Origin of the sequence: Pseudomonas sp. PDM28 (assembly GCF_019219115.1) — a bacterium.
Taxonomy (GTDB): Bacteria; Pseudomonadota; Gammaproteobacteria; order Pseudomonadales; family Pseudomonadaceae; genus Aquipseudomonas; species Aquipseudomonas laurylsulfatiphila.
Window position 1 is genome coordinate 186,977 of the sequence record NZ_JAHUWG010000007.1, and the last position, 22,371, is coordinate 209,347.

At 58.8% G+C, this 22,371-nt stretch carries 20 protein-coding genes; 8 read left to right on the forward strand and 12 right to left on the reverse strand.

What is annotated here, in order from left to right:
- Positions 1-63: 63 nt before the first annotated feature.
- The 3 genes from KW841_RS17520 to KW841_RS17530 form a co-directional block, all read right to left on the reverse strand.
- The gene (locus KW841_RS17520; RefSeq protein ID WP_116580466.1) at positions 64-1,251 is read right to left on the reverse strand and encodes a pyridoxal phosphate-dependent aminotransferase; all 1,188 of its coding nucleotides are present in this window, start codon (positions 1,249-1,251) and stop codon (positions 64-66) included.
- Positions 1,252-1,460: 209 nt separating this feature from the next.
- The gene (locus KW841_RS17525) at positions 1,461-2,603 is read right to left on the reverse strand and encodes a glycerate kinase (protein ID WP_218478619.1); all 1,143 of its coding nucleotides are present in this window, start codon (positions 2,601-2,603) and stop codon (positions 1,461-1,463) included.
- Between the two features lie 219 nt (positions 2,604-2,822).
- On the reverse strand, positions 2,823-3,944 hold the full coding sequence (locus KW841_RS17530) for a sugar diacid recognition domain-containing protein (RefSeq protein WP_218478621.1): 1,122 nt from the start codon (positions 3,942-3,944) through the stop codon (positions 2,823-2,825).
- Between the two features lie 170 nt (positions 3,945-4,114).
- On the opposite strand from KW841_RS17530, the gene KW841_RS17535 reads away from it, so the two are divergent.
- The 3 genes from KW841_RS17535 (at position 4,115) to rarD (ending at position 7,702) form a co-directional block, all read left to right on the forward strand.
- Positions 4,115-5,425, forward strand: a complete 1,311-nt coding sequence (locus KW841_RS17535) for an MFS transporter (RefSeq protein WP_218478622.1) — start codon at positions 4,115-4,117, stop codon at positions 5,423-5,425.
- Between the two features lie 184 nt (positions 5,426-5,609).
- Positions 5,610-6,623, forward strand: coding sequence for an aldo/keto reductase (locus KW841_RS17540; RefSeq protein ID WP_218478624.1), 1,014 nt, complete (start codon positions 5,610-5,612; stop codon positions 6,621-6,623).
- A 197-nt stretch (positions 6,624-6,820) separates the two neighbouring features.
- Positions 6,821-7,702 (forward strand): EamA family transporter RarD, encoded by an 882-nt coding sequence (gene rarD, locus KW841_RS17545; RefSeq protein ID WP_104447288.1) that lies wholly within the window; start codon positions 6,821-6,823, stop codon positions 7,700-7,702.
- Positions 7,703-7,828: 126 nt separating this feature from the next.
- Here the strand turns inward: rarD and hppD are convergent, their stop codons facing one another.
- Together hppD and KW841_RS17555 are read right to left on the reverse strand one after the other, a co-directional pair.
- The gene (gene hppD, locus KW841_RS17550) at positions 7,829-8,905 is read right to left on the reverse strand and encodes a 4-hydroxyphenylpyruvate dioxygenase (RefSeq protein ID WP_007979060.1); all 1,077 of its coding nucleotides are present in this window, start codon (positions 8,903-8,905) and stop codon (positions 7,829-7,831) included.
- A 250-nt stretch (positions 8,906-9,155) separates the two neighbouring features.
- The gene (locus KW841_RS17555) at positions 9,156-10,100 is read right to left on the reverse strand and encodes a DMT family transporter (protein WP_218478626.1); all 945 of its coding nucleotides are present in this window, start codon (positions 10,098-10,100) and stop codon (positions 9,156-9,158) included.
- A gap of 78 nt (positions 10,101-10,178) precedes the next feature.
- On the opposite strand from KW841_RS17555, the gene KW841_RS17560 reads away from it, so the two are divergent.
- From KW841_RS17560 to KW841_RS17570, 3 genes are all read left to right on the forward strand, one after another.
- A complete protein-coding gene (locus tag KW841_RS17560; RefSeq protein WP_218478628.1) occupies positions 10,179-11,051 on the forward strand; it encodes a LysR family transcriptional regulator in 873 nt (290 codons plus the stop codon).
- A gap of 124 nt (positions 11,052-11,175) precedes the next feature.
- Positions 11,176-12,708, forward strand: a complete 1,533-nt coding sequence (locus tag KW841_RS17565; protein WP_218478631.1) for a cyclic diguanylate phosphodiesterase — start codon at positions 11,176-11,178, stop codon at positions 12,706-12,708.
- Between the two features lie 233 nt (positions 12,709-12,941).
- Positions 12,942-13,304 carry a histone-like nucleoid-structuring protein, MvaT/MvaU family gene (locus KW841_RS17570; protein WP_008065377.1) on the forward strand — a complete coding sequence of 121 codons (363 nt, stop codon included), beginning with the start codon at positions 12,942-12,944 and terminating at the stop codon, positions 13,302-13,304.
- A 165-nt stretch (positions 13,305-13,469) separates the two neighbouring features.
- Here the strand turns inward: KW841_RS17570 and KW841_RS17575 are convergent, their stop codons facing one another.
- Complete coding sequence (locus KW841_RS17575) at positions 13,470-13,988, reverse strand: DUF4946 domain-containing protein (RefSeq protein ID WP_218478985.1); 519 nt, start codon at positions 13,986-13,988, stop codon at positions 13,470-13,472.
- A 144-nt stretch (positions 13,989-14,132) separates the two neighbouring features.
- Here KW841_RS17575 and gloA point away from each other — a divergent pair, with 144 nt between their 5' ends.
- Positions 14,133-14,654, forward strand: a complete 522-nt coding sequence (gloA, locus tag KW841_RS17580) for a lactoylglutathione lyase (RefSeq protein ID WP_007975935.1) — start codon at positions 14,133-14,135, stop codon at positions 14,652-14,654.
- Positions 14,655-14,829: 175 nt separating this feature from the next.
- Here gloA and ahpF read toward each other — a convergent pair whose 3' ends face one another.
- From ahpF to KW841_RS17595, 3 genes are all read right to left on the reverse strand, one after another.
- Complete coding sequence (gene ahpF, locus KW841_RS17585) at positions 14,830-16,392, reverse strand: alkyl hydroperoxide reductase subunit F (RefSeq protein ID WP_218478633.1); 1,563 nt, start codon at positions 16,390-16,392, stop codon at positions 14,830-14,832.
- A 132-nt stretch (positions 16,393-16,524) separates the two neighbouring features.
- On the reverse strand, positions 16,525-17,088 hold the full coding sequence (gene ahpC / locus KW841_RS17590; RefSeq protein ID WP_007975937.1) for an alkyl hydroperoxide reductase subunit C: 564 nt from the start codon (positions 17,086-17,088) through the stop codon (positions 16,525-16,527).
- 138 nt (positions 17,089-17,226) lie between these two features.
- Positions 17,227-18,165 (reverse strand): site-specific integrase, encoded by a 939-nt coding sequence (locus tag KW841_RS17595; protein WP_218478635.1) that lies wholly within the window; start codon positions 18,163-18,165, stop codon positions 17,227-17,229.
- A gap of 296 nt (positions 18,166-18,461) precedes the next feature.
- On the opposite strand from KW841_RS17595, the gene KW841_RS17600 reads away from it, so the two are divergent.
- Positions 18,462-19,472, forward strand: coding sequence for a DNA-binding protein (locus tag KW841_RS17600; protein WP_218478636.1), 1,011 nt, complete (start codon positions 18,462-18,464; stop codon positions 19,470-19,472).
- Here the strand turns inward: KW841_RS17600 and gorA are convergent.
- From gorA to KW841_RS17615, 3 genes are all read right to left on the reverse strand, one after another.
- Positions 19,469-20,827, reverse strand: a complete 1,359-nt coding sequence (gorA, locus tag KW841_RS17605) for a glutathione-disulfide reductase (RefSeq protein WP_218478638.1) — start codon at positions 20,825-20,827, stop codon at positions 19,469-19,471. The genes KW841_RS17600 and gorA overlap by 4 nt on opposite strands.
- A 178-nt stretch (positions 20,828-21,005) precedes the next feature.
- Entirely contained in the window at positions 21,006-21,425 is a 420-nt protein-coding gene (locus KW841_RS17610; protein WP_218478640.1) for a PaaI family thioesterase, read from the reverse strand.
- 24 nt (positions 21,426-21,449) lie between these two features.
- Positions 21,450-22,220, reverse strand: a complete 771-nt coding sequence (locus tag KW841_RS17615; RefSeq protein ID WP_218478642.1) for a helix-turn-helix transcriptional regulator — start codon at positions 22,218-22,220, stop codon at positions 21,450-21,452.
- Between the last annotated feature and the right edge of the window lie 151 nt (positions 22,221-22,371).

Consider the following 22,371-nt stretch of genomic DNA (forward strand, 5'->3'; position numbering starts at 1 on the left):
GCTCCCACATCAGGGTGGGAGCGGGCTTGCTCGCGAAGAGGGCAGCACAGGCAACACAATCCTTCAGGCCCGCCGTACCTCCAGCAAATCTGTCGCACACAAAGCAATGCGCCGGCAGGCATCAGCCAGCTTCATCTGATCCACCACCAGCCCGATGCGGATATGCCCCGCCGCACTCGGCCCGAAAGCTTCACCGGCCAGCACCGACACGCCATAACCTTCCAGCAGTCGCTCGGCGAAGCGCTGGGCCGACAACCCGGTCTGGCGCACATCGACCATCACGAACATTCCGCCGTCCGGGCGTATCGGCTTGAGTCCCGGGCATTGCCCAAGGCTTGCACACACCAGGTCGCGGCGCTGGCGATACTCTTCACGCATCGAGGCCACTTCCGGCAGGTCCCGGTCCAGTGCCAACTGCGCAGCGTTCTGCACGAAATCCGGAATGCCGAACAGCATGCTCAGCGACAAATTGACCAGGTGACCCGCCATGGGTTTGGGCCCGATCACCCAGCCCACCCGCCAACCGCTCATGGCGTGGGACTTGGACAGGCTGTTGATCGTCGCGGTGCGCTCGGCCATGCCCGGCAGACTCGCCGGACTGATGTGCTGGCCTTCGAACAGCAGATCACTGTAGACCTCATCGCTGATCAGCCACAAATCGTGACGAATGCACAGCGCCGCCAGCTCTTGCCAGATGGCCAGTGGCAAACTGGCGCCGGATGGATTGTTCGGACTGTTGAGCAGTATGGCGCGTGTCCTGGGCGTGATCCGCGCCGCGACATCCAGCGGGTCGACGCGAAACCCGTTCTGCGGGCGCACCGGCACCGGGACCACGGTGGCCGCACACGCGCCGATCACGCCTTCATAGGTCACGTACATCGGCTCGGCGACAATCACTTCATCGCCCGGGTCGAGCAGGCACTGCGCCACCGAATACACCGCGCACTGCGCCCCCGGAAAGACGATCACGTGTTCGCCATCCACCACCTGGCCGCTGCGTTGCCGATGCCGGCGGGCAATGCTGTCGCGCAGCCCACGACTGCCGCGCACTTCAGGGTAGTGCGTATCACCGGCCAACAGGCTGGCGATGGCGGCCTGGACAATGGGTTGCGGCGTATCGAAGTCGGGGTCGCCAATGGACAGCAGCAGGACGTCGACGCCCTGTTCGCGCAAATGCAGCGCTCGATCGTGAATCTGCCAGGCCGCCGCTCCGTCACCGGCGATTCGTTGGGTCAAGGCTGAGTAGCGCATGTCGTTCTCCAGTCGCGCGGGTGCTCCAAGCCACAACCCTATCTCAAATCACGAATCGCGCCAGCATGGCGTTCAAATCCAGCTTCAAAATTGCCATCGGCGCTTTTGTGGCGAGGGGGCTTGCTCCCGTTCGACTGCGCAGCAGCCGCCATTGAATGGGGCCGCTGCGCAGCCCAACGGGGGCAAGCCCCCTCGCCACAGAAAAACCCTCAGTCGCAGCGGACGGCCATCCGCCAGACACGCGCGATGTCGGTCGCCCGCTCACGCAGCAAGCGCGGCGCTTCGGCGCAGGCCTGTTCCAGGGTCATCGGCCCGCTTGCCAGGGCAAACGCAGCGTCGATGCCGTGCTCATAAAGCGCCTGATACCCCTCGCCCAGCGTACCGGCGATGACGATGACCGGCACGGCGTGCTGCCTGGCGACACGCGCCACACCGAATGGCGTCTTGCCGCGCAAGGTTTGCGCATCGAAACGCCCTTCGCCGGTGATCACCAGATCGGCGCCTGCAACCGCCTCGGCCAGGCCCACCAGTTCGCCGACCACCTCGACCCCGGCCTTGAACTGCGCGCCCAAGAACGCCTTGGCGGCAAACCCCAGGCCACCCGCCGCGCCACTCCCCGGTTCGTCGCGAACGTCATTGCTCAAAGCGACCGCGCAATGGTCGGCAAAGTGTCCCAGCGCCCGGTCCAGTTGTTCGACTTGCACGGGCGAGGCGCCTTTTTGCGGGCCGAAAATCGCCGAGGCGCCGTGGGGGCCGCACAGGGGGTTATTGACGTCAGCGGCGATGTCGAAGCGTACCTGCGCCAGACGCGGATCGATATCGCTCAGGTCCACGCGGGCCAATTGCGCAAGGGCGAGGCCGCCCGGTGACAGCGTCTGACCTTGAGCGTCCAGCAATTTCACGCCCAAGGCCTGCATGGCACCGGCGCCGCCGTCGTTGGTCGCGCTGCCGCCAATCGCCAGGATCACCCGTTGTGCACCGGCATCCAGTGCGGCACGGATCAATTGCCCGGTGCCGAAGGTGCTGCTGATGCACGCGTCGCGCTGCGCCACCGGGACCAACTGCAAACCGCTGGCCTCGGCCATTTCGATGATTGCGGTGTGGCTCTGCGGCAACCAGCCCCAGGCGGCATCCACCATGGCCCCCAGCGGCCCGCGTACCAGAGTGCGACGCAGTTCGCCTTCGCACGCGGCCAGTATCGACTCGACAGTCCCTTCCCCGCCGTCGGCCATCGGGCATTTGATCAGTTGGGCATCAGGCCAGACCTGCGCCAATCCCAAGGCAATGGCATCGGCTACGCCTTGAGCACTGAGGCTGTCCTTGAACGAGTCGGGGGCGATCACGATTTTCATGGGAATTCTCCAGTTCCAATGCCCACATGCTGCCAGCCGCCATGAACAATAACGCCGGTCCGCTGCACAAGCGGTGTTGAGGATTATTGTTCATTTCCACAAAGCACCTGCTTTTTGTGGGAGCGGGCTTGCTCGCGAAAGCGGTGTGTCATTGAGCATTGATGTGGGATGTGATGGCCTCTTCGCGGGCAAGCCCGCTCCCACAGGGGATTGTGTGATTCACAGTTGAGTGTCTGACTCGGGGAGGAGTTGCACGCCGAGGTACAACGCGAGCATTCCATCAAGCCGCAGCGGGTCGACGCCGCTGAGCTCGGCAATCCGCTCCATGCGATAACGCAGGCTGTTGCGATGGATGCCCAGCGCATCGGCGCAGGCCTGGCTCTGGCCGTCGTGTTCACACCAACTGCGCAGGGTTGCCAGCAACTGACCATTGCTGTCCTTGGCAATGACCTTGCGCAGCGGGTTGAGCAATTCGTCGAGGGCGTCGTCGTTGCGGTGGCGCCAGAGCATCACCGGCAGTCGATAGCGGTTGAGCGTCAACAACCGGGAGCGCGGCAACACTTCGCGCCCGTAGGCCAGCAAGTCACCGACCCGGCGATAACAGCGACGCAACCCCGCCAGCCCATCGGCTTGCCCACCGACGGCAATGCGCAGGATGTTCCAGCCGAGGCCGTCAAGTTTGTCCAGCAAGCGCTCGTTCTCGATCGTCTGGCTGGCCGGCCGGCACCAGAGCAATGAGGTCTTGGCCGAGCTGACACACCAACTGTCCGGGTGGCGGGTGGTCAACCAGGCACTCAGTGCCTCGACGGTTTGCCCCGCAGCATGTTCCAGGCCCAGTTCGAACAGGTACGGCACCCGGGTCATTTGCGGCTTGAGGCCCAACTGCTGCGCTTCATCGATCAGCCTCGGAGAATCCCCGGCTTCGCTGAGCAGCAGCGCCAGCAGATCATCGCAACGCTGGCGCCGCCATTGCTGTTCGGCCTGCTGGTTGCGCTGGGCTACCAGCATCTCGGCGGTCATGCGCACCAGTTCGGCATAGGTGCGCAGTTGCTCGGGTTCGCCAGTGATACCCAGCACGCCGATCAGGCGCTGATCGAGCAACAGCGGCAGGTTGATGCCCGGCTGCACGCCCTTGAGATGAATCGCTGTCTGCGCATCGATCTCCACCACGCGGCCGTTGGCCAGGACCAGTTGCGCGCCTTCATGCCGGGTGTTGACCCGCTCCGGTTCGCCGCTGCCCAGGATCAGGCCCTGGTTGTCCATGACGTTGACGTTGTACGGCAGAATGGCCATCGCCCGGTCGACGATGTCCTGGGCCAGGTCGTGATCGAGTTCGAACATGCAAGTGATCCTTGAAGACGGTGATGGAACGGGTTGTTCACCCGCACAGGCCTTGGTTGCAAACCCTGTGCTCAGGCACAAAGACAGCCACCCTGAGGGTGGTCGAGACTCTCTGGGCGATCAACGTTACCCTTTGCATCGCAAAAAATCATAATAAAGAGAGAGCCGCCATGACACAGAGCGCCGTAGCGTCCGAGGCCATCGCTGACGACAAAAACGCCGTCTACAAGCGCATCACCCTGCGTTTGATCCCCTTCATTTTCATCTGCTACCTGTTCAACTACCTCGACCGGGTCAACGTTGGATTTGCCAAGCTGCAGATGCTCGACGCGCTGAAGTTCAGCGAAACCGTGTACGGCCTGGGCGCCGGCATTTTCTTTATCGGTTACGTGCTGTGTGGCGTACCCAGCAACCTGGCCTTGACCAGATTCGGACCACGGCGCTGGATCGCGCTGATGATGATGACCTGGGGCACGCTGTCGACCTGCCTGCTGTTTGTCACCACGCCCACCGAGTTCTATACCCTGCGCCTGTTTACCGGTGCCGCCGAAGCCGGGTTCTTCCCAGGCGTGGTGCTGTATCTCTCGCAGTGGTTCCCGACCTTCCGCCGTGGCCGCATCATGGCGCTGTTCATGTCGGCGATCCCGGTCTCCGGCCTGCTCGGCAGCCCCTTCTCCGGCTGGATTCTCAACCACTTCGCCGCCGGCCAGGGCGGCCTCGCCGGCTGGCAGTGGATGTTCCTGCTGCAAGGTGTTCCGACCGTGATCCTGGGCGCTCTGGCTTACTTCCTGCTCAGTGACAGCTACGCCAATGCGAAATGGCTGACCCCGTTCGAGCGTTCGGTGCTGGAAGCCGACCACGCCGAAGACCTCGCCAACAAACCGAAAACCACCACTGATTCGCTGCTGGCGGTGTTCAAGAACCCGGCGATCTGGGCCTTCGGCCTGATCTACTTCTGCATCCAGAGCGGCGTGTACGCGATCAACTTCTGGTTGCCATCGATCATCAAGAACCTGGGTTTCAGCGATAACCTGGTGATCGGCTGGCTCAGTGCGATTCCGTACCTGCTGGCGGCAGTGTTCATGCTGCTCGTCGGCCGTTCGGCGGACCTGCGCAAAGAACGTCGCTGGCATCTGGTGGTGCCGATGCTGATGGGCGCGCTGGGGCTGCTGATCGCGGTGAACTTCGCCGCCAACCCGGCCATCGCGATTCTCGGCCTGACCATCGCCACCATGGGCGCCCTCACCGGCCTGCCGATGTTCTGGCCGGTGCCGACCGCCCTGCTCAGTGCCGGCGCTGCCGCCGGTGGCCTGGCGCTGATCAACTCGATGGGCCAGATGGCCGGTTTCCTCAGCCCGTACCTGGTGGGCTGGGTCAAGGACAGCACCGGTTCGACCGATGCGGCGCTGTACCTGCTGGCGGGAGTGATTGTCTGCGGCAGTCTGCTGGCGTTGCGCATGACTCGTACGTTGCGCGCCTGATCCCCACAAATCCGGTGTGGGAGCGGGCTTGCTCGCGATGGCGGTGGGTCAGACAACAATATTGTCGACTGATCCACCGCATTCGCGAGCAAGCCCGCTCCCACATTTGATTTGATTTGCGTTTGCTCCAGGGTGCAGTTCTGGTATCTGATTGAGCCTTTCCCACCGGTAAAAGGATTTGCTCATGAGCTATCGCACACTGGGTCATTCGGGTCTGCAGGTGTCCACCCTGACCCTGGGCACGATGATGTTCGGCGAACAGACCAGTACCGAAGACTCCCTGCGGATCATCGACAAGGCCTGGGACCAGGGCATCAATTTCATCGATACCGCCGACGTCTACACCAACGGCCGTTCCGAGGAAATCGTCGGCGAGGCCATCGCCAGCCGCCGTCATGAATGGGTGCTGGCGACCAAGGTCGGCTTCGGTCCCGTGGACGGTGTCCCCAACCGCAGCGGCCTGAGTCGCAAGCATCTGTTCAACGGTCTCGACGCCAGCCTCACGCGCCTGGGCACCGACTATCTCGACATCTACTACCTGCACCGTGAAGACCACAACACGCCGCTGGACGTCACGGTATCGGCCATTGGCGACTTGATTCGCCAGGGCAAGATCCGCTATTGGGGCCTGTCCAATTATCGTGGCTGGCGCATCGCCGAAGTGATTCGCGTGGCTGACAAGCTCGGCGTCGACCGGCCGGTGATCAGCCAGCCGCTGTACAACATCGTCAACCGCCAGGCTGAAACCGAACAGATCACGGCGGCGCAAAACTACGGTCTGGGCGTGGTGCCCTACAGCCCGCTGGCACGCGGGGTGCTCAGCGGGAAATACGCGCCGGATGTGAAACCGGACGCCAACAGCCGTGCCGGTCGCCAGGACAAACGCATCCTTGAGACTGAATGGCGCGTCGAATCCCTGCGCATCGCCCAGCAGATCCAGCAGTACACCCAGGAGCGCGGCGTCGGCATCGTCGAGTTCGCGATTGCCTGGGTGCTGAACAACAGCGCTGTGACCTCGGCCATTGTCGGGCCGCGTACCGAAGCGCAATGGGACGCCTACACTAACGCGCAGGCGGTGAAGATCACGGCCGAGGACGAGGCGTTCATCGATGCGCTGGTGACACCGGGGCATGCGTCGACACCGGGGTTCAATGATGTGAGCCATTTTGTGTCGGGGCGTAAACCGCGCAATAGCTGATCTGCCCTTTCCCATGTGGGAGCGAGCTTGCTCGCGATAGCAGATTCACATTCAACATCAATGTTGGCTGGTGTACCGCTATCGCGAGCAAGCTCGCTCCCACAGGTTCCGTGTTAATTGATCGGTCAATATTCGTCTGAAAAAACACGTATCCTCTGCGCCCGTTTCACTCTCACTCAAAATCACGCGAGGACAGCTTGTCTAAAGGTATCGCTCTATCGGTTTCAGCCTCGGTGCTGTTTGCCGTCATGTATTACTACACGTCGCTGCTCACCCCCTTGAGCGGCGTGGAAATCTTCGGTTGGCGCATGCTGCTGACCGTGCCGTGCATGACCGTGTTCATGGTGGTGTCCGGCGAGTGGAAGCGCGTGCTGGAGATCGTGCGGCGCGCCAAGGCCGATCCGAAGCTGATTGGCGCGTTGATCGCCTCCTCTGCCCTGCTCGGCGTGCAATTGTGGCTGTTCATGTGGGCGCCGCTCAACGGCTACAGCCTGGATGTATCCCTCGGTTACTTCCTGCTGCCGCTGACCATGGTGTTGACCGGGCGGATCGCCTATGGCGAACGCCTGTCGTACCTGCAAAAGGTCGCCGTGGTGTTCGCCTGCCTGGGCGTGGTCAACGAGGTGTATCAGGTTGGTGGTTTTTCCTGGGCGACCTTGCTGGTCTGCATTGGTTATCCGACTTACTTCGTTCTGCGCAAGCGGCTGGCAGCGGACAACCTCGGCGGCTTGTGGCTGGACATGGCGTTGACGCTGCCCGTGGCCTTCTGGTTCGTTCAGAGCGGTGCACAGGGGTTTCTCGTGTTTGACCAGCACCCATGGTTGTCGCTGTTGATCCCGCTGCTCGGCGTGATCAGCGCTTCAGCGCTGGTGGTCTACATCATTGCCAGTCGCCTGCTGCCGTTCAGCCTGTTCGGTTTGTTGAGCTACGTCGAACCGGTGTTGCTGCTGGGCGTGGCGCTGCTGTTGGGGGAGAGTATCAAGGCCGGCGAATGGTTGACCTATATCCCGATCTGGATGGCGGTGCTGGTGCTGGTGTTTGAAGGGTTCAAACATCTGGTGCGGCAGCGCAGGCCTTAACCACCGACACAAAACAATGTGGGAGCGAGCTTGCTCGCGATAGCGGTTGTACATTCAACATCAATGTTGACTGACACACCGTCATCGCGAGCAAGCTCGCTCCCACAGTTTTATCGGTGTAATGGTTTAGTCCGTGGACAACACGCCACGACGAACCTGATCCCGCTCGATGGATTCGAACAGCGCCTTGAAGTTGCCTTCGCCGAAACCGTCGTCACCCTTGCGCTGGATGAACTCGAAGAACACCGGCCCCATCAGGGTTTCCGAGAAGATCTGCAACAGCAGACGCTTGTCGCCCGACTCGGACGAACCGTCCAGCAGGATGCCACGTGCCTGCAGTTCGCCCACCGGCTCGCCGTGGTTCGGCAAACGGCCTTCGAGCATTTCGTAGTAGGTGTCCGGTGGTGCGGTCATGAAGCGCATGCCGATGCTCTTCAGGTGATCCCAGGTCTTGAGCAGGTCATCGGACAGGAAGGCAACGTGCTGGATGCCTTCGCCGTTGAACTGCATCAGGAACTCTTCGATCTGCCCGGCGCCCTTGGACGATTCTTCGTTCAACGGGATGCGGATCATGCCATCGGGTGCGGTCATGGCCTTGGAGGTCAGGCCGGTGTACTCGCCCTTGATGTCGAAGTAGCGGATTTCGCGGAAGTTGAACAGCTTCTCGTAGAAGTTGGCCCAGTAGGCCATGCGACCGCGATACACGTTATGGGTCAGGTGATCGATGATCTTCAGACCGGCACCGACCGGGTGGCGGTCAACGCCTTCGATGAACACGAAGTCGATGTCATAGATCGAACTGCCTTCACCGAAACGGTCGATCAGGTACAGCGGCGCGCCACCAATGCCTTTGATCGCCGGCAGGTTCAGCTCCATCGGGCCGGTTTCGATGTGGATCGGCTGGGCGCCGAGTTCCAGGGCGCGCTTGTAGGCTTTCTGCGAATCCTTGACGCGGAACGCCATGCCGCACACCGACGGGCCGTGCTCGGCCGCAAAGTACGAGGCGACGCTGTGGGGTTCGTTGTTGAGGATCAGGTTGATCGCGCCCTGACGATACAGGTGCACGTCCTTGGAGCGGTGGGTCGCGACCTTGGTGAAGCCCATGATCTCGAAGATCGGCTCCAGGGTGTTCGGGGTCGGCGATGCGAGCTCGATGAATTCAAAGCCCATCAGGCCCATTGGGTTTTCGTATAAATCTGCCATGGTTGGCGCCTCATCATTTTTTATCAATTAACTAAGGTTAGTTGTAAGCAATGCTGAGACCGCTGGGTGGCGCACAGGAGATGCCTCGCACACTGCGGGCGAGAAAATCACCGTAGATCAGTTGAAACCCGAATATCTTCATTGTCGACCCAAGGCTCTTGCGGGCGAGGCTTCTGCTGCCACAAGACGATTATTATTGTATGCGTAACCCGATTCTACACAGCGTAAATCAATTTGTCCGCCTTCTGTATCAAATCCCCTTTTTCCTTACCCGCGCAAGAGGTTTGTTGCAGAGGAAAATCCCCGCCAGTATCAGCCCGCCACCCAGGCACATGGCCAGCGTCAACGGCTCATCGAGCAACAGCGCCCCCAGGATCACCGCTGTCAACGGGTTCAAGGCTATGAACACCCCGGAACGCGTTGCACCGATTGTGCGGATGCCATCGTAGTAGCCAATGTACGCCAGCGCCGAACCCAGCACGCCGAGGTACAAAAGGCTCAACCATTGCCGGGCATCCAGTTGGGCGATCGCGCTGACACTCACCTCGCCACGGACGATGCAGGTCATCCAGAGCATGACGGTGCCCAGCAGAATCGAACAGGTCACCGTTTGCACCGGTCCCAGGCTCTGGTTCAGCTCTCTGGAGCACAGCGAGTAGACACCCCAGCCGAGCACGCAGCCGAAAATCAGCAGATCGCCGAGCCAGGCATCGGTACCGGCGGCCAATAATTGCGGGTTGCGACTGACGATCACCATGCTCGCGCCCGCCATGCAGATCGCTATACCGGCGATCTTTGCCCGGTTCAAATGCTCCTTGAACAGCAACCAGGAAGCCAGCCCGATCACGGCCGGGTTCAGCGCCACGATCAAGGATGCCCGTGAAGCGTTGATGTAGTGCAGGCCATAAAAGAAGCACAGGTTGTAGAAGAAGATCCCGAAAAAGCCAAGCAAGACCAATTGCCGCCATTGCCGGGCGCTGGGCCGGAGCAGCGGTATCCGCGCCATTCGTACAAACAGCAGCAATGCCACGCTGGCCAGTAAAAACCGCAGGCTGGCAGCCAACAGCGGGCTGAGGTCGTCGGCCAGAAAGCGCCCGGCAACGAAGGTGCCACCCCATACCATGCTGACTCCCGCCAGTTTCAGATAGACCGGCAGATCCGAGGGTTTTGACAGGGTATGCTCACAGATCGTCATAAGATTCCAGGGTCGGATATCGGAGAGATGATCTATCATTCGACTAATACTTAGTCATCGTAAAATGAGCAAACACTCATGACCCTCACTCAATTGGAGATTTTCTCCCTCGTGGCCGAACTCCACGGCTTCACGCCAGCGGCCAATCGCCTGGGCATTTCCCAATCGGCGGTGTCCCATGCCTTGAAATCTTTGGAGCAAGAACTGGGGGTCGAGTTGTTGCGCCGGCATCAAACCCGGGTCGAGCCAAGCGATATTGGCCAGCAATTGCTGCTGCGCGCCCGCGCGATGCTGGGCCTGGCCAACACCCTGCGCCAGGAAGCGGCCGATGCCCGGGGCATGAAAACTGGCACGCTGCGTATCGGCTCGTTCGGGCCGACTTCCTCAATCAAATTGTTGCCGTTGATTCTGCAGCATTACCGCGTCGCCCATCCCGGCATAGAAGTGCATATTGACGAAGGCCCTGACCGCCAGGTGCTGCAGTGGCTGGAAGAGCGACGGATCGACATCGGCTTTGTGGTGTTGCCCGAGGAGCGTTTCGATACGGTCGCGCTGATCGAAGACCAGATGGTCGCGCTGCTGCCCGCCGACCACCCGCTGACGGTTCACGACAGCCTGAACCTCAAGGACCTGTGCGACGTCCCGTTTGTGCTGACCGAGGCCGGGTCTTCGGAGCTGGTTTCACGCCTGTTCACCGCGGCCCGACTGACGCCCAACATCCGTTATCGCTGCTCACAGCTGATGAGCACCCTGGATGTCGTCGCTCGTGGCGACGGGGTGACGGTAGTCGCCGAAAGTTCGTTGCCCTATCAATCTGACAGCCGCTATGTGAAAAAACCGCTGTCACCGACGGTGGTGCGCCAGGTCGGCCTGGCGGTACTCGATCGACGCCAGGCATCACCCGCGACGCGGGCCTTTATCGAACTGGCCGCACGCCTCGACCTGCATTGAGCGGCATAGCGACCAGCATAACTACCAAGGGCCAACTATCATGGCCCTTATCCGAACTCTTTATGGGAGGCGTATCGCCCTGCCAGTTGTTGAGAGCCTTACTTCTTCGTGACAGGATTCGCGAATGCCGCTGAAAGCCAAAACCCGCAGTCGCAGCACGAAAATTGCTGTCACCCTGCTCTGTGGATTGCTCCCGGTGCTGCTGGGGGCCACCATTCTTTACATACAGGCAGGGCGTGCGCTCAAGCAAGACACCGAAAAAACCGCCGAGGAAGCGGTTCGTCAGTTCGACTTGATGCTCGACAACGCCTCTCAGGCCGCTCGCGAACTGCTGCCGATGGCTGGCCAACGTTGCGATGAGGTCAATCTGGCGCTGCGCGAGCAGGTCACCCGCCTCCCATTCGTGCGCTCGACCAGTCTGGTGTGGGATAACAACCTCTATTGCAGTTCGCTGTTCGGCGACTATCAGGAGACGGTCAGCCCCGGCGATTACACCCAGGGCGCTTTGTGGCTCATGAGCGGCAATTCGGTGACGCCCAACGCCTCCTTGCTGGTGTACCGCCTGAGCGAAGGAAAAAAAGGTGCGCTGACGACCCTCTATGGTTATCACTTGGGCAACGTTCTGCGCTTGATCGGCCGCCAGACTTTGCTGGTGCTGCAAGTTGGCCCAGACTGGATGTCCGCCGATGGCAAGGTTCACACCGGTGCCGCGCCTGAACTACCCGTTGCCCAGAGCCGCTTGGCCTCCGGGCACTATGCCTTTGCCGTGGAAGCCGGTTTCCCCAAAGGCGAAACCTGGCGATACATGAGCAGCGAGTATCCTCCCCTGTTCAGTCTGCTGATTTTCTTCGGCGTGATTGCCGGAGCAATTGGTCACTTCCTGCAAAAGCGCTCATCGGCCCCCACCCAGGAAATGCAACGGGCACTGGAAGCCGCAGAGTTCATTCCGTATTTCCAGCCCGTGGTGCATGGCGACAGCAAACGCTGGTCCGGCACTGAAGTGCTGATGCGCTGGAAACATCCAAAGGAAGGCCTGGTGCGTCCGGACCTGTTCATCCCGTTTGCCGAGCACTGCGGACTGATCGTACCGATGACCCGTTCGCTCATGCGACAAACCGCCGCCCTGCTCGCGCCGCAATCCGCCAGATTCAACAAACCCTTTCACATTGGCATCAACATTACCGCCAGCCATTGTCAGGACCTGGACCTGGTCAAGGATTGTCGCGAGTTTCTCGATGCGTTCGAGCCAGGCTCGATCTACCTGGTACTGGAACTGACCGAACGCGAACTGATCGAGCCAACGGCGATCACCCTGCAACTGTTCGAGCAACTTCGCGAACTGGGCGTGAAGATCGCCATCGACGATTTCGGCACGGGTCATTCGAGCCTTGGCTACCTGCGGCAGTTCAATGTCGACTTCCTGAAAATAGACCAGAGTTTTGTCGCCATGATCGGCATCGACACCCTCTCCAGCCACATCCTCGACAGCATCATCGACCTGGCCGTCAAACTCGACCTTGACCTGGTGGCCGAAGGTGTCGAAACCCCCGAGCAGAGTGATTACCTCAGCGCTCGCCAGGTCAACTTCCTGCAGGGTTATCTGTTCGGCAAACCCATGCCCGGGGCGGAATTCATTAGTGCATTAAGCGACCATTAACTCGAAAATTTAATCGATAAAACAACGACTACAGGCATAAATTTGAATCAAGACACTACTGCCGTTACATGAAGAAAAAGACAGGATTTACTCTTGGCCAATTAACTACTACAATTTTTCCTGCCTGCGCTAATTTGGCAGGTGAGCCACTATCACCGAGTCGCTTCAAGGCTCTTGGCTTATAGCTTTGTTTGCGGTTGGTATCAGCCAAACACACTATTGGAGTAAAGATATTGTCCAGACTCGCTGAATTTCGTGCAGCCGAAAAGGCCCTTCAAGAACAGCTCAAGCAGTTGGAATCCCTGAAGAACGATGCCGGGCTCAAGAAAGAAATCGAATTCGAAGAGAAGCTCCAGGGCTTGATGAAAACCTATGGCAAGAGCTTGCGCGACATCATCGCCATTCTCGACCCGAACCCGGCAAAATCCGGCCTGCAGCAAGCAGCACCGAAAACCCGCCGCGCTCGTGTGGTCAAGGTTTACCAGAACCCGCACACCGGCGAGCTGATTGAAACCAAGGGCGGCAATCACCGCGGCCTGAAAGCCTGGAAAGAACAGTACGGTGCAGCCACCGTTGACTCCTGGCTGCGCGGCTAACTCTCGCGGCGACAAAAAAAGCCCTGCTTATGCAGGGCTTTTTCATGGGCTATCTAAATGCCCGTGGCGAGCACAAGACAACTACCTGGCCGCCAACTACTTTGCGCTTAATCCATTTGGATATCTAAAATTTTTTTTCATGCATCGAAAAAGCACTGTCGCCAACTAAAGTTTCAAGCTGTTACGGGCTGCGTCTATTTCATCCTGGCTCGCCTTAAAAGCCTCGGCCTGCCCTGCGTAGGAAAAAACATAGGCCTTATCGGCATCCACCGCGGCCACCAATGTTTGCGAAAGCACATGCCGGCCGTTTTGCGTGACGGTGCAGGTTGTTTCCAGCGCGGCCAATCGACTCAAGGTAGCCGAATGAATTCGCGTACAAACACTTTGATACCCACCCTGAAAGAAGTCTTTTTGAACTGACTTACGCATTTCCAGCAATACGCCTTCGAGGTTTACCTGATGATCGCTTTGCACCGGGCTCATGGTCAGCTCCATCACCAGGAGCGGCGATCCATCCTGATCATTTTTCACCGCCCGCTGGCGACTGACTCCCGACGCAGCATCCGGGACGGCTTCGACCTGCCAGCCTTGCGGCCAGGTCACCACTGGCGCATCGGCATGAGCAGCACCCACCAGCGAAAACACACTCAGCAGGACAAACAGCAGGTTACAGTATCGGATCATTGCAATCGGCACTCACGGATCAAGCCGTAAAGTCTGGGCCCAGGCCGGCTGTCAGGCAATAGCCGACTGTTTGGGTTTGGCGATGTCCGACCCCTTGCGTATCATTGTCACCATTCGTTAGCCCACATATTTCCCGGAGGGCCCATGAGCCTGCACGAATTGAACACCTTCCCCGGCGTCACCGCCCAACCGGACACCGCTACGCAGAAATTTGTCTTCAACCACACCATGCTGCGCGTCAAGGACATCACCAAGTCCCTGGACTTCTACACACGCATCCTGGGCTTTACCCTGGTGGAAAAACGCGACTTCCCGGAAGCCGAGTTCAGCCTGTATTTCCTGGCGTTGGTCGACAAAAACCAGATCCCGGCCGATGCCGCCGCGCGCACCGAGTGGATGAAATCGATCCCCGGCATTCTGGAGCTGACCCACAACCACGGTACCGAGAACGACCCGGACTTCGCCTACCACAATGGCAACACCGATCCGCGCGGTTTCGGCCATATCTGCATTTCGGTGCCGGACATCGTCGCCGCCTGCGAGCGCTTTGAAGCGCTGGGCTGCGATTTCCAGAAACGCCTGAACGATGGCCGCATGAAGAGCCTGGCATTCATCAAGGACCCGGACGCTTACTGGGTCGAGATCATCCAGCCAGCACCACTCTAAGCCATACCGCAAATCCCTTGTGGGAGCGGGCTTGCTCGCGAAGGCGTCGCATCATTCGACATTTAAGTGACTGACACTACGCCTTCGCGAGCAAGCCCGCTCCCACATTGGTGATGTGCAAAACACAAAAAACCCCATGATCGTTCATGGGGTTTTGTGTTTTCAGCGCCGGGTTTTATGCCGGTGCGGACGTGCGGATCAGGTGATCGAAGGCGCTTAGCGAAGCCTTGGCGCCCTCGCCCACCGCGATCACGATTTGCTTGTACGGCACAGTGGTCACGTCGCCGGCGGCGAACACACCCGGCACCGACGTTTCACCGCGAGCATCGACAATGATCTCGCCACGGGGTGACAGCTCGATGGTGCCCTTGAGCCAATCGGTGTTGGGCAGCAAACCGATCTGCACAAAGATCCCTTCCAGCTCCACGCTGCGCACTTCGTCGCTCTGGCGATCCTTGTAGCGCAGGCCGTTGACCTTCTGACCGTCGCCGGTGACTTCAGTGGTTTGCGCACTGGTGATCACGGTGACATTCGGCAGGCTGTGCAACTTACGCTGCAACACCGCATCGGCGCGCAACTGAACGTCGAACTCCAGCAGCGTGACGTGGGACACGATACCCGCCAGGTCGATGGCCGCTTCGACGCCGGAGTTACCGCCGCCAATCACTGCCACGCGCTTGCCCTTGAACAGCGGGCCGTCGCAGTGCGGGCAGTACGCCACGCCTTTGTTGCGGTATTCCTGCTCGCCCGGGACACTCATTTCACGCCACCGCGCTCCAGTCGCCAGAATCAAGGTCCTGGCTTTGAGCGTTGCACCGCTGGCGAAGTGAATCTGGTGCAGCTCGCCATTTTTGCCGGGCACCAGTTTGTCGGCACGCTGCAGATTCATGATGTCCACGTCGTACTGCTTGACGTGTTCTTCCAGGGCTACGGCCAGTTTCGGCCCTTCGGTTTCCTGAACCGAAATGAAGTTCTCGATGGCCATGGTGTCCAGCACCTGACCACCAAAACGCTCGGCAGCGACACCGGTGCGAATGCCTTTGCGGGCCGCATAGATGGCCGCCGAAGCACCGGCCGGGCCACCGCCGACCACTAATACGTCAAAGGCATCCTTGGCGCTGATTTTCTCGGCCTGACGCTCAATGCCACTGGTGTCGATCTTGGCGAGGATCTCTTCCAGGCCCATGCGGCCCTGACCAAAGTTCACACCATTGAGGTAGATGCTTGGGACCGCCATGATCTGGCGCTCATCGACTTCAGCCTGGAACAGTGCACCGTCGATAGCGACGTGGCGAATGTTCGGATTGAGCACCACCATCAGGTTCAGCGCCTGGACCACGTCCGGGCAGTTCTGGCACGACAGCGAGAAGTAAGTCTCGAAGTTGAACTCGCCTTTGAGCGAGCGAATCTGTTCGATCACCTCGACACTGGCCTTGGACGGATGACCGCCGACTTGCAGCAAGGCCAGCACCAGCGAAGTGAATTCATGGCCCATCGGAATGCCGGCAAAACGCAGGCTGATGTCGGCTCCCGGGCGATTGATCGAGAACGATGGCTTGCGTGCATCATCACCGTTGTCGAGCAAAGTAATCTGGGTGGAAAGACTGGCAACGTCTTTCAACAGTTCGAGCATTTCCTGGGATTTCGCACCGTCGTCGAGGGAAGCAACGATCTCGATCGGCTGGGTGACCCGTTCCAGGTACGATTTCAACTGGGCTTTAAGATTGGTGTCCAACATACGGGCGATTTCCTTTTTGCTTTTGCGAAGACATAAAAAAACGCCCGAGCGAATCTCGCCCGGGCGTTTTTATTGGGCGGTGCAGCTTACCGAGTAGGTGCGGAGTCCCGCCCTGATGGAGCGATCACAGACTTAGATCTTGCCGACCAGGTCCAGGGACGGTGCCAGAGTGGCCTCGCCTTCTTTCCACTTGGCAGGGCAAACCTGGCCCGGGTGAGCGGCGACGTACTGGGCTGCCTTGATCTTGCGCAGCAGCTCGGAAGCGTCACGGCCTACACCGCCGTCGTTCAGTTCAACGATCTTGATCTGGCCTTCCGGGTTGATCACGAAGGTGCCACGGTCAGCCAGGCCTGCTTCTTCAATCAGCACGTCGAAGTTACGGGAGATGGCGTGGGTCGGGTCGCCGATCATGGTGTACTGGATTTTGCCGATGGCGGGCGAAGTGTTGTGCCAGGCAGCGTGGGCAAAGTGGGTGTCGGTGGAAACGCTGTAGATCTCGACGCCCAGCTTCTGGAAGGCGTCGTAGTTGTCAGCCAGGTCTTCCAGCTCGGTCGGGCAGACGAAGGTGAAGTCGGCCGGGTAGAAGAACACGACAGACCACTTGCCTTTCAGGTCAGCGTCCGAGACTTTTACGAAGTCGCCATTTTTGAATGCATCAGCTTTGAACGGTTTAACTTGGCTGTTGATGATAGGCATCGTTGACTCTCCGTCAGGGGTTAAGAAGTTGATGGAGAGAACTTTACCCACTCGACGGACGGTTGGCTCATTGGCAAACCTGATGCCGCTGATTGGCTTTAGCTATTAGCCGACTGTATTTATAGAAGAAAACGATCTCTAGGACTCAATCGGCTTTTCCGTGAGGCGCGCCATACCGAGGAACGGACTGGCTTCGATGTAGCGCATGGCCGACTTCATGTCCTTCCAGCCCACATAACTCATCAGCGACTTCAGATCCCAGCCACTTTGATGCGCCCAGGTCGCAAAGCCGCGGCGCAAGGAATGGCTGGTGTAGAGTTCGCCGGCAATGCCTGCCCGCTCCAGCGCCTGGCGCAACAAGGGGATCACGCTGTTGGCGTGCAATCCCTCCTCGCCCAGACGCCCCCAGCGATCGATGCCTCGGAACACCGGCCCACGCACCAGTGCCGCTTCGGTGATCCAGTCGATGTAAGCCTGCACCGGACACAAACGCTGCAAGGCCGGCGTCTGATAGGTCTTGCCGAGGTTGTCGCGATCGCTTTTGCTGCGCGGCAGATAAAGGCTGATGCCGGAACCGGCGCTGGCCTGCACGTGTTCAACCTGAAGCCTGCACAACTCGTCGCTGCGAAAGCCGCGCCAGAAGCCCAGCAGGATCAACGCCATGTCGCGCCGGGCCCGCAACAATCCCGGTCGGTCGCCTTCGGTCCTTGCGGTTTGCACTTCCAGCTCCAGACGACTGACCACCTGTTCCAGATGCCGAAGCTGCAAGGGTTCGGCCTGTTTTTCCTGGGCCGGGTGCAGCGCGCGGATGCCCTTGAACACCTTGCGCACCACCGGCGCCTTGGTGGGGTCGGCAAAACCCTGGCTGTTGTGCCACTGCGCCAAGGCCGACAAGCGCAGCTTCAGCGTATTGATCGACAACACCCCGGCATGCGCCACCAGGTAGCGCGCCACGCTGTCGCCGGTTGCCGGCAGAAACCCGCCCCACGTGACTTCGAAGTGTTCGATGGCTGCCCGATAGCTGCGACGGGTGTTGTCGCGTGTCGCGGCTTGCAGATAGCGATCCAGATCGCTCATAGGACATGAACCTGTTTTAACCGACTGACTGTAGGAGCGAGCTCGCTCGCGATGATCGTTAACGATGACGCTGGTTGGCAGGTGCCCCGCGGCGGTCTCGTGTTTATCGCGAGCAAGCTCGCTCCTACAAGGGTTTGTGTACGGAAATAGCGCGAGGAATACCTCGAAACTGCCATCACACGGGGTAATACCAGTATATCCCGTGTTAGTGAGATTCAGCATTTAACTTTATCAATTGAATGGTACAATGTGTATTTACGTGGTACGTACCACATCAACAAAACCCGGGAGATCTCATGGCACGCGGCGGTGTAAATAAAGCGGTGGTGCAAGCCGCTCGGTTGGCGATCCTCGCCCGTGGCGAAAACCCCAGCATCGATGCCGTACGGATCGAAATGGGCAATACCGGCTCGAAAACCACGATTCATCGCTACCTCAAAGAACTCGATGACAGGAACGAGACGGTCGAAGCGCCAGCGGAACCGATTGACGACGAACTGATGGCACTGGTGGCGCGGCTCGCCCAAAGACTCAAGGAGCAGGCGCAGGAACCCATCGACCAGGCGCGCACGCAGTACGAGGAACAACGCAAGGCGCTGGAAAAACAGCTCGGCGAAGCGCAAGAGGCCAACAGCGAACTGCACCAGCAATACGAGTTCCAGAGCCTGGCACTGACTCAGGAGTCCGAGGCCCTGCACGAAACCCGCGCCATGCTGCAAACGGAGCAAACCCGTAACGCCGGGATGAACCAGGCGCTGGCCGATTTCGAATTGCGTTTGAAAGACAAGGACGAGCAGATCCGCTCCCTTGAGGAAAAGCACCTGCACACTCGCGATGCTCTGGAGCACTACCGCAATGCGGTCAAGGAACAGCGCGAACAGGAAATGAGTCGCCACGAAGGCCAGGTGCAACAGCTACAGATGGAACTGCGCCAGGCACAACAAAGCGCACTGGTACGCCAGGATGAAATCACCCAGTTGCACCGCGACAACGAACGCTTGCTGACTGAAAACCGCGGCACACTGCGCGAGCTGAGCCTGCTGCAGGAACAGCTCAAGCAAAGCAATACCCGCCAGGATCAGTTGCTGGAACAGGCCACCCGCGTCGACGGCGAGCGCACCCTCCTCCAGGAACGCCTGCGCGTCGCCTTGCTGGAAAGTCAGGCACTCAAGCAGAACGTCGATGAGCAGTCGCAGCTCAACAAGTCACTGGAAACTGAACTGACCAAGACCCGGACGGAGCTGGAAGAACGCGTACGTCTGGCCGCGACCCTTGCGGCAGCGGCAGACGCAGCGAAGGACGATTAACCGGCGACCGGCGTGCGCATGGTGACGAACTCTTCGGCGGCCGTCGGGTGCACACCGATGGTTTCGTCGAAGTCGCGCTTGGTGGCGCCGGCCTTCAAGGCAATCGCCAGGCCCTGGACGATTTCACCGGCATCCGGGCCAACCATGTGGCAACCCAATACCTTGTCGGTCCTGGCATCCACCACCAGCTTCATCAGCGTACGCTCCTGACACTCTGTCAGGGTCAGCTTCATTGGCCGGAAGCGGCTTTCGAAGATCTGCACCTCGTGGCCGGCTTCGCGGGCCTCTTCTTCGGTCAAACCGACGGTGCCGATGTTCGGCAGGCTGAACACCGCCGTCGGGATCATCTTGTAATCCACCGGACGATACTGCTCGGGCTTGAACAGACGGCGCGCAACCGCCATGCCTTCAGCCAGCGCAACCGGCGTCAGTTGAACACGACCGATCACATCGCCCAGCGCCAGGATCGACGGCTCGGCGGTCTGATACAGTTCGTCGACCTCGACAAAACCCTTCTTGTCGAGCTTGACCCCGGTGTTTTCCAGCCCGAGATTGTCCAGCATCGGACGACGCCCGGTGGCGTAGAACACACAATCGGCTTCCAGCTGGCGGCCGTCCTTGAGCGTGACTTTCAGGCTGCCATCGGCCTGCTTGTCGATACGCTCGATGTCCGCGTTGAATTGCAGGTCCATGCCGCGCTTGGTCAACTCTTCCTGCAAGTGCTTGCGCACGGAACCGTCAAAGCCGCGCAGGAACAGTTCGCCGCGATACAGCAACGTAGTCTCGGCGCCCAGACCATGGAAGATCCCGGCGAACTCGACGGCAATGTAGCCACCGCCCACCACCAACACCCGCTTGGGCAGCTCTTTGAGGAAGAATGCCTGGTTGGAACTGATGGCATGCTCGTGCCCCGGAATCTCCGGAATCTGCGGCCAGCCGCCGGTCGCGATCAGGATGTTCCTGGCGGTAAAGCGCTTGCCATTGATCTCGACCTGATGCGGATCGACGATTTTCGCGTGCCCCTCATGCAAGGTCACGCCGCTGTTGACCAGAAGGTTGCGATAAATGCCATTGAGGCGATTGATCTCGCGGTCCTTGTTGGCGATCAGTGTCGCCCAATCGAACTGCGCCTCGTCCAGGCTCCAGCCAAAACCGGATGCCTGCTCGAAGTCCTCGGCGAAGTGCGCACCGTAGACCAGCAATTTTTTCGGCACGCAGCCGACGTTCACACAAGTGCCGCCCAGGTAGCGACTCTCGGCCACCGCCACTTTCGCGCCAAACCCGGCGGCAAACCGCGCAGCCCGTACACCGCCGGAACCGGCACCAATCACATAAAGGTCAAAATCGTAGGCCATTTTCAATCTCCTCGGCAGGCCAACAGCATACCCGTAGACATTTGTGGGGCAAGCACTGCAGACGATATGAGGCCGAAAAGTAAAAAACCTACTCGAGCGATTCGCCGTCCGACCTAATTTTCAATCAATTGTTGTGATCCGGGTATTTTGCCATAGTCAGGAAGTTATCTTTTGCCCCCTATAGCTTTCGGATCAACACAGTAGCGCTCGCAGTCGCGATGACTTGACCCAACTGCTCAAGCTCACCAGAGAGAAAGCAAACCCGTCCTCCGCGCTTGACTACCCGCCCCCTCCCGATCAGAGCCCCTATTTTGGCCGGGGCATGAAAATTAACATTCAGGCTCAAGGTTGGCGCAAACTCACCCTCGTCAAGTGTTGCAGCTAGGGCTGGCCCCATCGTGTCGTCAAGCATCGCGGCAAGGAACCCTCCCTGTATATTGCCCTCCGGATTCGTAAAAGCGTCGATAGCCTCAAACAAGACTTCAACACTTCCTTCATTAGCATCAACTTTTAAGATTTTTATTCCTAGTGTTTCAGCTGCTCTCGGTGGCGGCAAACGCCCCTCCTGTACCATCCAGAAAAATGCTTTCCTATCCATTACGTATTCTCCGAATTTATACCATTAACCGGTACAACGTTGAGCCATAAAGGAAACAAGCTCCACTCTATTGCTTGCAGACAGTTTTTCCGACGCATTGTGCAGGTGATTTCTAACAGTATTTGAACTAATACCAAGGATGATCGCTATATCCGCGTTAGTTTTACCTTGACTTACCCAGTAGATAACCTCTTCTTCTCGCTCCGTCAGGGCCACCGGCTTTTTACTATCCACCAGATGAAATTCGCGCCCAATAGTTTGAGGAAGCTCATGTAATGCAGAATGAGTAATAGCTGCAATAGCATTGAGAAGGTCGACCACCCTATCATCACTTTCAGAGATATAGTTGTAAAACCCGAAGATAGAGACCGTTCCGGCTTCTCTATCAGAAAAGCCATGGATAACCATATTTCTATATCCATGAGCAACGAAGTTTTCCTCCCATGCTGAACATAATTGGCTGGGTATCTTTACCAACAGTGGCTTACCCGAAGCAAACCAAGTCGACAGCGGGGGACTTTGCACACCCCCTGCAGTCGTTCTGATACCCTTTCGATATGATAGAGGCAGGTTATGGGTAATTTCGCGATCCAACGACACACCGAGAGCATGCAACACACCACACCCAAAAAAACACGCATCATATCTAACGGCTTGATCAGTGAGTCGTTGAAAAAATCGGAGAAAGTCCCAGCAATTACGCATTTTCCCCCGAATCAAGCCCAATGATGGACTTGAACAATCTGATAGAGGCATCGCGCTATCAAGTAAACTCTCGGGCAATTGATGCGTCATATATAACTCTTCTTTTTATTTTATTTATTATTTTTAATATGCAAGTTATCAATCAGAGTAACGCGAATAAGATAGCACCCAGGCATGACGCGTCAACACAAACTTGTAACAAATTAATCCTTTTAGCTTTGGAGATAGTTTGCCTGGCGAA